10 protein-coding genes and 3 pseudogenes are annotated in these 13579 nt (G+C 59.5%); 5 read left to right on the top strand and 8 right to left on the bottom strand.

Annotated features, from left to right (window positions below):
* Positions 1 to 56: 56 nt before the first annotated feature.
* Positions 57 to 248 (bottom strand): hypothetical protein, encoded by a 192-nt coding sequence (locus ACSZOQ_RS11520; protein WP_439922667.1) that lies wholly within the window; start codon positions 246 to 248, stop codon positions 57 to 59.
* Between the two features lie 133 nt (positions 249 to 381).
* Complete coding sequence (locus tag ACSZOQ_RS11515; protein ID WP_439922666.1) at positions 382 to 645, bottom strand: hypothetical protein; 264 nt, start codon at positions 643 to 645, stop codon at positions 382 to 384.
* A 276-nt stretch (positions 646 to 921) separates the two neighbouring features.
* Between ACSZOQ_RS11515 and ACSZOQ_RS11510 the strand changes: the two genes are divergently transcribed.
* Positions 922 to 2121: a pyridoxal-phosphate-dependent aminotransferase family protein gene (locus ACSZOQ_RS11510; RefSeq protein WP_439922665.1), complete on the top strand. Its 1200-nt coding sequence runs from the start codon at positions 922 to 924 to the stop codon at positions 2119 to 2121.
* Between the two features lie 437 nt (positions 2122 to 2558).
* On the opposite strand, the pseudogene ACSZOQ_RS11505 reads toward ACSZOQ_RS11510, so the two are convergent.
* A pseudogene (locus ACSZOQ_RS11505) lies at positions 2559 to 2699 on the bottom strand (tyrosine-type recombinase/integrase); the annotation flags it as partial.
* 323 nt (positions 2700 to 3022) lie between these two features.
* Here ACSZOQ_RS11505 and ACSZOQ_RS11500 point away from each other — a divergent pair.
* The gene (locus ACSZOQ_RS11500; protein ID WP_439922664.1) at positions 3023 to 3442 is read left to right on the top strand and encodes an EF-hand domain-containing protein; all 420 of its coding nucleotides are present in this window, start codon (positions 3023 to 3025) and stop codon (positions 3440 to 3442) included.
* Positions 3443 to 3749: 307 nt separating this feature from the next.
* Here the strand turns inward: ACSZOQ_RS11500 and ACSZOQ_RS11495 are convergent, their stop codons facing one another.
* The gene (locus tag ACSZOQ_RS11495; protein WP_439922663.1) at positions 3750 to 4151 is read right to left on the bottom strand and encodes a response regulator; all 402 of its coding nucleotides are present in this window, start codon (positions 4149 to 4151) and stop codon (positions 3750 to 3752) included.
* A gap of 276 nt (positions 4152 to 4427) precedes the next feature.
* Here ACSZOQ_RS11495 and ACSZOQ_RS11490 point away from each other — a divergent pair, with 276 nt between their 5' ends.
* Together ACSZOQ_RS11490 and ACSZOQ_RS11485 are read left to right on the top strand one after the other, a co-directional pair.
* On the top strand, positions 4428 to 6344 hold the full coding sequence (locus ACSZOQ_RS11490) for a DEAD/DEAH box helicase (protein ID WP_439922662.1): 1917 nt from the start codon (positions 4428 to 4430) through the stop codon (positions 6342 to 6344).
* A gap of 329 nt (positions 6345 to 6673) precedes the next feature.
* Positions 6674 to 7045: pseudogene (locus ACSZOQ_RS11485) on the top strand (IS5/IS1182 family transposase); the annotation flags it as partial.
* Between the two features lie 297 nt (positions 7046 to 7342).
* Here ACSZOQ_RS11485 and ACSZOQ_RS11480 read toward each other — a convergent pair.
* Both ACSZOQ_RS11480 and ACSZOQ_RS11475 read right to left on the bottom strand, forming a co-directional pair.
* The gene (locus ACSZOQ_RS11480) at positions 7343 to 8536 is read right to left on the bottom strand and encodes a 6-phosphofructokinase (protein WP_439922661.1); all 1194 of its coding nucleotides are present in this window, start codon (positions 8534 to 8536) and stop codon (positions 7343 to 7345) included.
* A gap of 978 nt (positions 8537 to 9514) precedes the next feature.
* Complete coding sequence (locus tag ACSZOQ_RS11475; RefSeq protein WP_439922660.1) at positions 9515 to 10537, bottom strand: SDR family NAD(P)-dependent oxidoreductase; 1023 nt, start codon at positions 10535 to 10537, stop codon at positions 9515 to 9517.
* A 73-nt stretch (positions 10538 to 10610) separates the two neighbouring features.
* On the opposite strand from ACSZOQ_RS11475, the pseudogene ACSZOQ_RS11470 reads away from it, so the two are divergent.
* A pseudogene (locus tag ACSZOQ_RS11470) lies at positions 10611 to 11094 on the top strand (NAD-dependent epimerase/dehydratase family protein); the annotation flags it as partial.
* A gap of 299 nt (positions 11095 to 11393) precedes the next feature.
* On the opposite strand, the gene ACSZOQ_RS11465 reads toward ACSZOQ_RS11470, so the two are convergent.
* Both ACSZOQ_RS11465 and ACSZOQ_RS11460 read right to left on the bottom strand, forming a co-directional pair.
* Positions 11394 to 12557, bottom strand: coding sequence for an IS5 family transposase (locus ACSZOQ_RS11465; RefSeq protein ID WP_439922659.1), 1164 nt, complete (start codon positions 12555 to 12557; stop codon positions 11394 to 11396).
* A 93-nt stretch (positions 12558 to 12650) separates the two neighbouring features.
* Positions 12651 to 13577, bottom strand: coding sequence for a GDP-L-fucose synthase family protein (locus tag ACSZOQ_RS11460; protein ID WP_439922658.1), 927 nt, complete (start codon positions 13575 to 13577; stop codon positions 12651 to 12653).
* Between the last annotated feature and the right edge of the window lie 2 nt (positions 13578 to 13579).

Genomic DNA, 13579 nt, shown 5'->3' with positions numbered 1-13579 from the left:
GCGCCAATCTGCTTGCGCGGATCTCCGCGTAAAGCTGACGCGAGCCGGGCTGAAAGCTACTCCTGGCTGCGCGACCGCTCCACCGGCCTTGTCAAGCCAAGCTGGCTGATTCGCTCGCGTGTGAGTTGGTCCCGCGCGCCTTCCTCAATCAGCAGGTCAATGAACGCCAGCCGCTTCGATTCGTCCGTCGCCTCTGCCAGCAGGTTCCTATAGCGCTCGTAGTCGTATCCCTTGTTCGGTTTATCCATGTATACGCCTTGCAAACCCTTCCGTCCTTGCGCCAATTCTACGCGTTCGGTGGCAACCGCGCCACGCGCTATGCATAGATTTTAGCGTTTGGCATCGTCGAATGTGCAAGCGGTTCCCGCGACATCACGACAGTCAATTGCACGGATGCATGCGGCCATCCTGCCCGCGATAGGAGGCAGCGCTTTGCTTGCAGCGCACACGGGCCGGTCCGTCGTAATAGGCGAACGGTTGATCCGGCGTGACGGCGGGCCCGTAGTTGTGGAGATAGATATCGGTCTCGGACGAATGATGTTGGTGGTACTTGTGATGCTTGTGGTGATGAGACCGCGCCAGCGCGGGCGCCGAGACGGCCATCAAAACCACAGCGGCCGCTGCCAAAATCCTGAAAATTATCATCGGGCCGATCTCCTGTGCTGCGGACGGCATGGCGGGTGCCCTTGCGTGTGGAATATTCCGGAACTTGATGCGGGCTGGTTCCATGTTCAGGCCGGCCCCGGCCGCTGTCAATGGCCGTTGTCAGCCTCGGTTTGTTGGCGCTGCCCTGCGGCTGTCGGCAAGGAATTAGCTCATATTCTTTGAATATTGACGGGCGGGTGCGGGCGCGGGACAAGTCCGCCGGATAATGATATTTGACCCTGAAACCCGATAAGAATTCTCCGGAAAGGACCCCAGATGACGCTGCACACAGGACGGCACTTTCTCCAGATTCCAGGCCCCACCACTGTGCCTGATCGCGTGCTGCGCGCCATCGACATGCCCGTCCTGGATCACCGCGGTCCGGAATTCGCAGTGCTTGGTCACGAGGTGCTGGCCGCGATCCAACGGATTTTCCGCACCAAACAGCCGGTCATCATCTATCCGTCGTCAGGCACCGGCGCCTGGGAAGCCGCGATCGTCAATACGCTGTCACCGGGCGACAAAGTGCTGATGGCGGAGACCGGTCAGTTCGCCACGCTGTGGCTCGCGATGGCCGAGAAGTTCCGGCTCGACGTCGACGTGCTGCCGACCGACTGGCGCCGCGGCGCGCCGCTGGACGTGATCGAAGAGCGGCTCAAGGCTGATCGGGAGCACAAGATCAAGGCCGTCATGATCGTGCACAATGAAACCTCGACGAGCTGCGTGACCCATCCGCACGAGGTCCGCAAGATTCTCGATCGCACCAGGCATCCGGCGCTGCTGATGGTCGATACCATCTCCGGCCTCGGCTCGCTCGAATACGAGCATGACGCCTGGGGTATCGACGTGTCGATCGCGGGTTCCCAGAAAGGCATGATGCTGCCGCCAGGTCTCGGGTTCAATGCGTTGTCGGAAAAGGCGCTGGCGGCCTCCAAGGCCAACACGTCGACGCGGGCCTATTGGGACTGGCACGCCATGATCGCCAATAACAAGGAAGGCTCGTTCCCCTTCACGCCGGCCACCAATCTCCTTTACGGTTTGAAGGTTGCGGTTGCGATGATGGAGGAGGAGGGCCTGGAGAATGTGTGGGCCCGCCACAAGCGTCACGGCGCGGCGACCAGGGCCGCCGTGAAGGCGTGGGGGCTGGATCTGGTCTGTCAGGACCCTCACGCTTATTCGCCGGCGCTGACGGCTGTCATGATGCCTGACGGACACGACGCCGACGCCTTCCGCAAGGTGGTGCTCGACAATTTTGACATGTCGCTCGGCGCCGGCCTCAACAAGCTCAAGGGCAAGGCCTTCAGAATTGGCCATCTCGGCCACCTCAACGACCTCATGCTGATGGGAGCGCTGGCCGGCATCGAGATGAGCCTCGACATCGCCAAGATGGCGCATCGCGCCGGCGGGGTCGCGGCGGCGATGGAGGTGCTTAGGGGACGCGACGCTGCACCGATGCTGAAAGCTGTCGTCGCCTGAGCTGGACGCTTCGATTGCCGGGGTGGCCTGCGTGCCGCCCCGACACACGGTTGTGGAAAGAACAGGCGCAATGGAGGCTCACAGGGTCGCTAATGACGACCTGCTCTCCGCAGGCAACGCGCTGCAAACAGTCCGTGTTGTGACGACAGGCGCGCAAATTCCTCGATTCCGTGCCGGAATGGTGAATCGGTGCTCGCCAATCCATACTGAAGTGCATTCTTCGCTGCCCTTTCTCTGCCGGTTTGAGAAGTTGGTCCGGTACTTTTTTGGGCATTCGTTCGGTCCAGGGCTGAGGCAAGTTGGAATTCAGTTCTCCACGGATGTTGGAACAGCACCTTGATCGCAGTGAGCTGCGCGCCGAACGACGTTCCTGGATAGCGCAGCGACCTTGTCGGCGTCACTCATCCTTCGTCGGCCCTTCCAGGGTATCTCAGACGTCAACTTGCCGCTTTTGCCAAGGCGTCATCGACCTCGATGCCGAGGACTGTACTTTCTGTCTGGGTATGCCCGAGCAGAACGGTCCGCCGATAGATCAAGGTCGCCTTTTGCAGTGAGGGCGTCCCCGAAAGCCGCGGGTCTCCTTACTTGATCGTGCATGGCCATACTCCTCCGCTCGGTTCCAGAGCCACAACATGAGCCACATTTCGCTCGAAATCAGGTCGGTAGGAAAACGGACGTCGCTGCTGGCCCGGCGAAAAACGGACTGTCGCAATTGACCCAGGGCGGTGCTGCATTGGTTGTAGCGGGTGGGCTCGCCCTGGTAGTGCCGCGGAGCCAAAACCCGACGACCTCAAGAGTCGATCAGAGTAGGCGGCTGGCCGGGCCAGAATCGAGACTGATGGATCAATTTCACTGGTGCAGGGTTAATGGGCCGGGGTGCGTTTTCTAAGGAGTTTCGGACATGTACAGGCGCGTTTTTGGACTCACGATATCTGCTCTCATTTTGGCGTATGGACCTGTCGGTGCAAGTGCACAGGATCAAATGACCAGCCAACAACCAGGTCAGCAGGAAATGCAATCCCATCACATGGACCAGGAAGATGCGGGCACGATGGGGCCGGGTGGGATGATGGGGCACGGCATGATGGGAGGACATATGAGGCGCGGTATGAGCGGCGGCGCGATGGGGCCACCAATTATGTTCCGCATGATGTTTGCTTTGATGGATGCCGATAGCGACGGGACGATATCGTTGCAGGAGTTTCAGGCGGCTCACGAAAGAATTTTCAAGGCAATGGACAGCAACAAAGATGGCAAGCTTACTCTGGAGGAGATGCAAGCGTTCATGCACGGGACCCGCTCCTTAGTTCCGCAGCCCTAGAAGGCGGAGCTTTGCGGGTGACGCTTGGCTTTGTCGCGGTGAGGACGAGACGTTCAGCCTTTTGGCACTTTTCGAACATGTGGCCATGTCAGACGCCGGCTCCCGTTGGTCGCTTCGACGCGAACGCTTTCGAATGCCCCAAAGCGGACGGGTTGCGTCGCAGACGCTATCGGAGCGGGAAACAAAGCCTCTTACCTGCGCGTTGAAGCTCGGCGCGGGCGGCTAGCGCTCAATCCGGACCGTTACAACCAGATGCCCTTTGGAGAGATCTGCTTCTGTGCGCTAACCGTCGGTATCCAGGCGGACCTTAGCGGCAAGCGGCATATGAAAACGGCTTCGTAATAAGCTGAAGGCCGGGATCAAGCCGGCCGTGGTGTACGATCGCGCTGCGAGCATAACCGGTTGTGAAAAGAACCTCGATGTTTGGACGCCGCTTCATCACCTCCGCGGCGACTTGAGCGCCAGTTAGGCCGCCGGGCAGAACCACATCAGTAAAGACAAGATCGACCCTTGCTTGTCGCTCCAATAGGCGAAGAGCAGAAGGACCATCGTGCGCTTCGACAACGCGGTACCCCAACTCTCGCAAAATATCGACTGAATAGCTGCGCACATCATCGTTGTCCTCGACTACTAGGATAGTCTCCTCGGGAGAGCCCTCAGGAACGTGTGACCCAATTGGTGATTCCTTCTCAGAATGATCTTCGATCAAAAGACGGGGGAGATAGATTTTGACCGTCGTACCCTGCTGAGGCTACAGGCCGAGGCCTGTGCCTTTTCCAGGGTCTTTGGTCGTAAAGAACGGCTCGAAAACTTGGGCGAGTATGCGGGATATGGGCAGGCCGGGGCCATGGTCTTTTGCCTTTCTTTAGCGTAAAGTGCTCCATCTCATTAAATCCCACATAGACGCCTGTGCAGCTGCCAGCCCGCTGCTTTATCCCGTTCGATTCGATGTGATGGGATCTGAACGCCAAAGGTTTGTCATCCGGTGCCATTTCCGACCACCCCCCGGTCACTCGCCCGAGCTTTAACCGAGCGCAGCTACGATCAGCCGACCCCTGTTCAGACCGCCGTGCTTGGGGACGAAGCTATCGATCGCGACCTTCTTGTTTCGGCGCAAACCGGATCCGGCAAGACGGTCGCCTACGGGCTGGCCATTGCAAAAAATCTTCTGGGCGGCGTCGGGCGGTTCGAGCCGGCGACCGTGCCGCGGGCCTTGATCGTCGCGCCGACGCGCGAACTTGCCTTGCAGGTGCATCGCGAACTCGCATGGCTTTATCAATACGCCAATGGGCGCGTCGTCTCGTGCGTCGGCGGCATGGATCCGCGCCGCGAACAGCGCGAGCTTGCCGAGGGCGCCCACATCGTGGTCGGCACACCGGGGAGATTGTGCGATCACTTGCGGCGCGGGCGTCTCGACGTCTCGGAACTGAAGGCGGTCGTGCTCGACGAGGCCGATGAAATGCTTGATCTCGGTTTCCGCGAGGATATGGAATTTATCCTCAAGACCACGCCGGAAACGCGCCGCACGTTATTATTCTCGGCGACTTTACCGCGCGGCATCGTCGCGCTGGCAAAGCAATATCAGCAAAGGGCCTTTCGGATTGAGGTCGCTGGCGACGAAGGCGGTCACGCCGATATTGAGTACCGCGCCATCAGAATCGCCGCCAGCGATGTCGACCACGCGGTAGTCAACGTCTTGCGATTCTTTGAATCGCCGAGTGCGCTGGTGTTTTGCAACACCAGAAATGCCGTCCGGCATTTGCAGGCGACACTTCTGGAGCGCGGCTTCTCGGTGGTCGCGCTCTCCGGAGAACTGACGCAGAACGAGCGAACCCAGGCCTTGCAAGCCTTGCGGGACGGACGTGCCCGAGTCTGCGTTGCGACCGATGTGGCCGCGCGCGGCATTGATCTGCCGAGCCTCGATCTCGTGATCCACGCGGATATTCCCAACGACCCGGAGGTCATGCAGCATCGCTCCGGCCGTACCGGCCGGGCCGGTCGAAAGGGTATTAGCGTAGTACTGGTGCCGCCGGCGCGACGGCGGCGTGCTGAACTGTTGCTGAATTTGGCCGGCATCGACGCCGCCTGGGGCACAGCTCCCCAACCCGATGAAATTCGCAGCCTCGATCAGGAGCGTATGCTGCGCGATCCCCTGCTGACCGAGGAGACGACGAGCGATGATCTGGTCTTGGCGCAGGCCTTGCTAGCCCAACGTTCGCCGGAGGACATTGCCGCGGCGCTCGCTCGGCTGTGGCGCGCGCGGCTTCCGTCGCCGGCAGACATTCTCGATCCCGGCCAGAGCAGCGGCCGAGACAAGGGCACCCGATCGCCGCGCGGCGACGATCGAACGGCCGAGCCGCGCTCGAAGACACGAAAATCGTCTGCGCATCACGGGATGACCAAGGGTGGGGTCTGGTTCAGCGCCGCCATTGGACGCAGGAAGAACGCAGAAGCGCGCTGGCTCCTGCCGATGATTTGCCGCCGCGGCGGTATCGAGAAGCAGAACGTCGGCACGATCCGCGTTCTGGACACGACGACCGAGTTCGAAATTTCCGAGCGGGTCGCGGCATCCTTCGCGGCCAAGGTCCGATGTCCGGACAAGGAAGACAATATTCGCATCGAGCCGCTGGCGGACGCCGGGGATCATGCACCTTCGGAGCGGCGCTCACATCAGCCTCGGCACGAAGGGGGGAAGATCGAGCGCGGCGCGCAGCGCAGCGATAATTCCGATCGGGCGAGAGAGCAAAAGTACTCCGGCAAACACCGCGAGGAGAATGGTGTGAGATCTGGCAGGGCGCCGGACTTCGAGAAGAAAAACAAGCATCGGAACAAGCCTGGACAACCACAACGGGCAACTGCACCGCAGCCGAAGCGCAAAGCAAAGAATAATCGTCGCGGCTGATCTGTCGCTTGTGCAAGGAATCGAAGTTCACCATCCGGGCTATTGCAGGTCAATCATGCGTTCGGTTTTGACCCACAAACGACTTAGTGTTGAGAAGGAGCCAAGAGTGAAACTATGGCACTCACTCAACTTAGCAGGCTGTTGAAAAACTCTCTCGTTTTCAGAATGTCATCGTGATTCAATCGGCCCGTTGCAGGGAGGCGTGTTTGCGAGGGTCTCACGAGAGATCGGGATCGTTGTTCAGCTACGTGGATCTGGAAGCCTGGGTGAGCAAGGATCATCCGCTTCGCACGATCCGTCGGCTAGTGAACGAGACCCTCGCCATTATGGAGCGCGACTTTCGCGGCGCGACGCGTTCCAACGCGACGCATGCCAGCACCACCGATCCCGACGCCAAGCTCTATCGCAAGGGCGCGGGCATGGAGGCAAAGCTGGCCTTTCTCGGCCATGCCTTGATGGAGAACCGCTGGGGGCTCATCGTCGGTGCCTGCCTGACACCCGCCAGCGGCCACGCCGAACGCATCGCCGCCTTGGCGATGATCCGCAAGCGGATCGAGGAAGCCTTGGGCTGGATGAAGACCATCGGCGGCATGCGGCGACCGATGCTGCGCGGGACCGACCGCGTCGGATGGGCGTTCACCTTCGCAGCTGCCGCCTACAACCTCGTCTGCCTTCCGCGATTGCTGAAGCAAGCGGCCTGATCGAGGCGCAATCAAGCCAGCAGAACCGCAACGAACCGTGAAAAGGATCGCGACCTGTACCGATCAGCGATCCATCGTGCCGGAAACCCATGCCCTGCTCTTTGCGAACTGCGATCAGGCCTTTTTCAACAGCCTGTTAGCACTCTCGGACACCTTCCGCGTTGTCATTTCACCGGAGCGACGAATGCTCATCGTACTCATAGGTCGTTTCCGTCAATCGTGATGGTGCCGAATGGAGTGCGTTCGATCTTCATGGCCGGCACGAGGTCCTGACTCCGCGTCTGTACCACCTGCACCCTATGACAAGCGGCTGAGAAAGATCGGCAGCCCCCGCTTATCGGCGTAGATAGGGCGGTAGCGTTCCGTGTTGTACGTGCTGGCCACGTCCAATTTGCGCGGCCCCAGCTTGGCGTCAGGGATGGGCACCAAGTCGTAGCGGCCCTCTACCAGCGCCGACATCAGGCCGGTCCTGCCTTCGAGGACCGCATCGTAGGCCATGTTACCGAAAGTCAGGGCGACGAGCTTGTCGATGAAGTCCGGATCGCCCGAGCGCAGGTCATAGGTGAGGTCAGAGACGATAGTCTCCTCGCCCGCGCGCTCTTTGATTTCGTCGGCAAGCGCTTCGGCGACGCTCGCCTTCTTGCGGTGACCGTAGGGGTCAGGCTCGCCGTATTCCTGCATTTCGTAGCCCTCCCACCCGGCGCCCTCGCTGAGCACGATCAGAGCGTAGTTGCTTGGGTTGGCGCGCTTCTCCTCGAGGAGCAACTGGATCAACTTGTCGAGATCGACCTTGTACTCCGGTATGACGCACCGGATCGAGGTCGCGTACGCGGTATAGAGTGCCGTAAATCCAGCATCCCGGCCAAAGACCCGGAAAATACCAATGCGCTCGTGGGAGCCGATAGTGGTGCGCTGCCGCTGGATGGCATCGCTGGCGCGGGTGATCGCGGTCGAGAAGCCAATGCAGTACTCGGTGTTGCGGACGTCGTTGTCCATCGTCTTCGGGATGGCGATGATCTTGACGCCGAGTTCGTCGAGCGTGGCCGCATAACTGAGCGTGTCGTCGCCACCAATGGCGATCAGGTGTTCGATGCCTAGTCCTGACAAGTTCGCGAGCACCTGGCCGGTCAGGTCCCACGTCCTGGTTTCGCTGCCGCCGTTGATGTTCGCGATAACTGGAAGGTCAGTGCCGACGAGATGGTCGGGTAACTTTTTCATTTTGGACGGATTGGTCCGGCTCGAGTGCAGCACGGTGCCGCCGCGCCGGTCGATGGTGCGGGTGTTTTCACGGTTCAGCGGGACGACGTAGTGAGACCTGCTGGTCGGGTCCTCGAGGTTCAGGTGCGTCAGGGCCTCCCAACCACGGCGGAGACCGACGACCTCGATGTCGTCCTCACTGCCGCGATAAGTCACGGTTTTGATGATTGCATTGAGGCCAGGGACGTCGCCGCCGCCCGTGAGAATGCCAATGCGTTTTCTTGCCAAGCCCACCCCTCCAACACTGGCATTGTATGCACAGCGTAGCATTCATACTGGGCCGCTTGCCGCGTGTGCTCTTGGCGCAGCGGAAAACGCTTCAGCAGCGATCGCAAGCCATCAAATTCCAGCCCGGAAGAGGGCAGCATCGGCGCCCAGCCGCTCACTGCGCCGGGACAACGGCGCTGCTCATTCGCGGAAAAGAACGTCTGCTGTTCCGTTAGGTTCCACAAATGCGCCTTTCTCGAAAAGCGGCTTATGCGGGAGCAGGGATTATCGCTCACCGTCGAGGTCAGGTAACTAGTCAAGCGTCGCTCATTTGCTGCGGTGCTGGCACGGTGAGGACCCGGCAGACATAAGAAACTGACTGCTTCCGGTGCAAACCGGAAATGATCGCGAAACGGTCAAAACGCAGCTACAGCGACCGCTGCGCGCGCGGCTAACTCCTAGTGAGAATCCGTCACATTAGTCCTGTGAACTCATTGAACGGATCGGGTCTGGTCCCCTTCCGGGGGCGGGATTGCCGCCATTCAACAGGGACGATGACCCACAAGCCTCTTAATTGCCGAGTAGCCTGTCCTGGTCGCCACACGTTGTTCTCGCCTCGCTCGGGCCAGGCGGGGGCGGCGGCATGCCCGGCGGCGGGAACGAGGGATGCATGCCATCAGAGGAGCAGTCCATTTTAGTAGTATCGGCGGAACTTCGCACTTTGCCGGCTCGCGCTTCCCGATAGGCCTTTCGCGCATGGCTCTCACCGCACTTTTCGCACGATGCTTTCAATCATCACCACCGCTTCCATTGCTTTGCGCTCTTTGGCGTCCCCTACATCTACACTGACTATGCCTGCTATGACGGCTGCTGGCGCAGGACGACCCATAGACTTGCAGTGGACCAACGTCTGCGGGAACTACGGCTACTATCAAACTAGTATCCATAATAATTGTCGCCGACAGTTTGTATGACCTGCAATCTGTGTGGTCCGCTCCGTGCCTATCAGCTCGTGTGGTATGACCGATACCAATCGACAAATGCCTGTACGCCGGTTTCGACTGACGTCGAGGGCTTGTACCCGATGAGTTTCTCGATCAACTCGGCGCTGGCCGAAGTCGCGCGCACATCACCCGGCTGCATCGGCAGCATATTGAGTTTTGCACGCCGTCCGAGTGATTGTTCGATCACCTTGATAAACCCCAAAAGATCAACAGGATGACCCCCGCCGATATTGACGACGCGATGGGGCGCAACCGGTGAAAGCGAATCTATTGATCCGATGGGCGCGCCTGCCACGGGCGGGCAATCGATAAGCCGGACAATACTCTCGATGAGATCATCGATATAGGTAAAGTCCCGCTGCATATCCCCTTGTCCATAAACGTCGATCGGCTGATCCGCCAACATCGCCTTTACGAACTTGAAAAGGGCCATATCCGGACGGCCCCACGGACCGTACACGGTGAAAAATCTGAACGCTGTAGTTGGTATCTTCCAGAGGTGGGCGTAAGAATGCGACATGACCTCGGTCGCTTTCTTCGTCGCCGCATAGAGCGTCATCGCATGATCCGTCTGGTCCATTTCCCCGAAGGGGAGAATGGTATTGGCTCCGTAAACCGAGCTTGTCGATGCGAGCAGGAAATGCGCGGGGGAGTGATTGCGCACGAGTTCAAGAACGTTGAACGAGCCGATCAGGTTTGCATCAACATAGGCGCGCGGGTTTTCGAGGCTGTAACGCACACCGGCCTGAGCCGCCAAGTGAACAACTACGTCCGGTTGAGCAGCCACATAGGCGTCGGTCAGCGCCGTCATATCCTCGAGCATGACTTCATGCGCGGTGAACGCGTTTGACTTTTGCAGCATTTCAATCCGACATCGTTTCAATGCCAGATCATAGTAGGGTGTCATGCCATCGACACTGACAACAATCCAACCGTCCGTGAGAAGGCGTTTAGCAAGATGATATCCAATGAAGCCCGCGCCACCCGTGACCAGCGCGCGTCGAGTTCTTTTTTCTTCGCCCATTGCTCCGAACCTTTATACTTCTTTGATCGCTTAAAGTATTTTTAGGCGGATAGGAACCTTTTGATTCTTGATGAAGCGCGCCAACGAACTGATGGCGCACAGCTACAGCCACCTCTTTCGGATACCGACCACCGGCCTGCGCTTCTTCACGGTGTATGGCGCTGTTTCTGTTTACGAAGAACATTATCGAAGGCAAGCCCATCAAGCTGTTCAACAATGGACAACACAGGCGCGATTTCACGTATATCGACGGCATCGCTCGCCCGAATCTGAACTAGAACAGCGACGACCCCGATCCGGCCACCAGCAACGCGCCGTTTCGCATCTTCAACATCGGCAACAGTCAGCCGGTGGCACTCACGGACTACGTCGAAGCCATAGAGGCCGCGGTTGGCAAGTCAGCGATTCGGGAGTTATTGCCGTTGCAGGCCGGCGACGTACCGAACACCCACGCTGATGTGAGCGCGATAGCGGCGAGTGTGGGGTATCAACCACGGGCATCCGTCCGAGAGGGGGTGGCAAATTTTGTCCATTGGTATCGCGAGTATTTTGCGTAAGCACTATCGCTGCGAGCCCGTGTGGCGTAGCAATCGGCCAGGAGTTCTTTGGTCATCTCGCATCTTAAATAAATGAATGTTGCTTCCCGCCTCCAGCATCGCCGTCTCGCATGCCTATGCTGCAGAAGACAAATTGGAAACAAACCGCCATATGAATAAATCTGCCAAAGTAGTGCTTCTAGCAGGCTGTTGAAGAAGTGTCCCGTCTGGCTTTCGGGATGGCTTGATCGCCGTTGTGATGGACGAATGTGATCTGGATCGAGCCGTCGAGCAGTTTGGCGTGGCCGTGGGACGGCGGGTCATGCTGGCGCCGCCATGAGCTTCGGCAGTCGCACCAGATTGTAAGCGGCGGCTGCGAAGGTGAAGGCCCATCCGACGCGGTCGCGGTCGCGGCCGCGGAAGCGGAAGCGGAAGCGGAAGCGGAAGCGGAAGCGGAAGCGGAAGCGGAAGCGGAAGCGGAAGCGGAAGCGGGTCTTATCCTGGCTGGCGACCGTCTTGATCCAGCCGAAGGCTTCCTCAATGCGCTTGCGGATACGCTGGCTGACGGCATAGCCGCTGTGCCGCGTCGTGCGTCCGTCGATCGCCGAGCTTCGGCCGCTCGTGTTCTGCGCCACGTGTGGCGTCACCTTCATCGCGCGCAACTCGTTGACGAAGTCCTCCGTGTCATAGGCCTTATCAGCGCCAAGTGTGATGGCCAGGGGCCGGTCGGCGCGAGGTTCGATCATGTGCAACGCCGCCACCCGCTCGGCATGTCCGTCGGCCAGCGTCAGGCAGGCGTCGACCAACAGGCCGTGGCGGTTCTCCATCAGCCCATGACCCATGAAGCATAGCTTCGCCTCCTTGCCCTTGCCCTTCTTGTAGAGCCTTGCGTCCGGATCGGTGGTCGAGGCATGCGTGTCGTTAGTCCGCTTCTGGCCGTGGAAGTCGGCTTCGGCATTGCGCCCGACGCCGCCGGCCGGCGGCTCGCCAGAGCCGTCCTTCGGTTTGACGCTCTTCATCGAAGCCCAGGCCTCGATCAGCGTGCCGTCGACCGAGAAGTGATCTGTCGACAGCAGCTTCTTCACCTTGGGCTGGGCCAGCACCGCACTCAGGAACTTTGCTGCGATGTCGCCCTCAAGCAGCCGGTCGCGGTTCTTCGAGAACACCGAATGGTCCCAGGCCGGATCGTCGACGCCGATGCCCACGAACCAGCGGAACAGAAGGTCGTATTCCAGCCGCTCCATAAGCAACCGCTCCGAGCGGATCGAGTAGAACGCCTGCAAGAGCATCGCCCTGAGCAACTTCTCGGGTGGGATCGACGGCCGCCCGAGTGGCGAATACAGCGCCGCGAACTCCCGCTCCAAAGCGACAAGCGATTCGTTCACCATGACCCGGATGGCGCGAAGCGGGTGGTCGCGTCGAACCCGCGCCTCCAGATCAACGTAGCTGAACAACTCGCCAGTCAGATTGTCACCACCGCGCACTCATCATCTTCAAATCGCATCGGAGCCAATGAATCATGCTCACAGCTCGACCGCGACTGGCTTTTTCAACAGCCTGCTAGACATGAAAGATGTTCAGGTGCGTCGAGAGTCCTTATTGTACAGATACCACCGGTAAGTGGCCTGCAAGGCATCATCGAACGGAGTTTGCGCCTTCCAGCCCATGGCGGCCAGCCGGGATACGTCCATCAGCTTGCGCATTGTACCGTCGGGTCTGGAGTTGTCATAGGCGATGCGGCCACTGAACCCGGTGATCCGCGCGACTGCTTCGACCAGTTCTGCAATGCTGATGTCTTCGCCGGTGCCGACATTGATGTGGGAAAGCATAGGCTGAGTGTTCGCCTCATAGATTGTTTTTGGCAGGTCCATCACGAATAGTGATGCCTCGGCCATGTCATCGACATAGAGGAATTCACGCCTTGGCGTTCCGGAGCCCCAGACCACGACCTCCTTCTCGCCGGCGCGCGCTGCGTCATCGAAGCGGCGCAGCAGCGCCGGCAGCACATGCGAATTCTCAGGATGAAAATTGTCGCCGGGACCGAACAGATTAGTGGGCATCACCGAGCGATAGTCGACCCCATATTGCCGATTATGGCTTTCGCATAGCTTGATGCCTGCGATCTTGGCAATGGCGTAAGGCTCATTGGTGGGTTCCAGGGGCCCCGTTAGCAGCGCATCTTCCCGCATCGGCTGCGCTGCGGCCCTCGGATAGATGCAGGATGAGCCGAGGAAAAGTAGCCGCTCAACACCCACCGCATGGGCTTGATTGATTACGTTATTCTGGATCATCAGGTTCTGGTAGATGAAATCGGCTGGATAGGTGTTATTGGCGTGGATGCCACCCACCTTGGCCGCAGCCAGGATCACGGCATTGGGGCGCTCAGCCTGCATGAAGGCCCGCACCGCCGCCTGATCGGTAAGGTCGAGTTCGGTATGGGTACGGGTGATCAGTTCGACGTTACCTCGGGCAGCGAGCCGGCGTAGAATGGCCGAGCCGACCATTC

It is taken from the genome of Nitrobacter sp. JJSN (assembly GCF_051912485.1).
Lineage (GTDB): Bacteria > Pseudomonadota > Alphaproteobacteria > Rhizobiales > Xanthobacteraceae > Nitrobacter.
The sequence above is the reverse complement of the archived record's forward strand: the minus strand, read 5'-3'. Positions and strand labels throughout refer to the sequence as shown.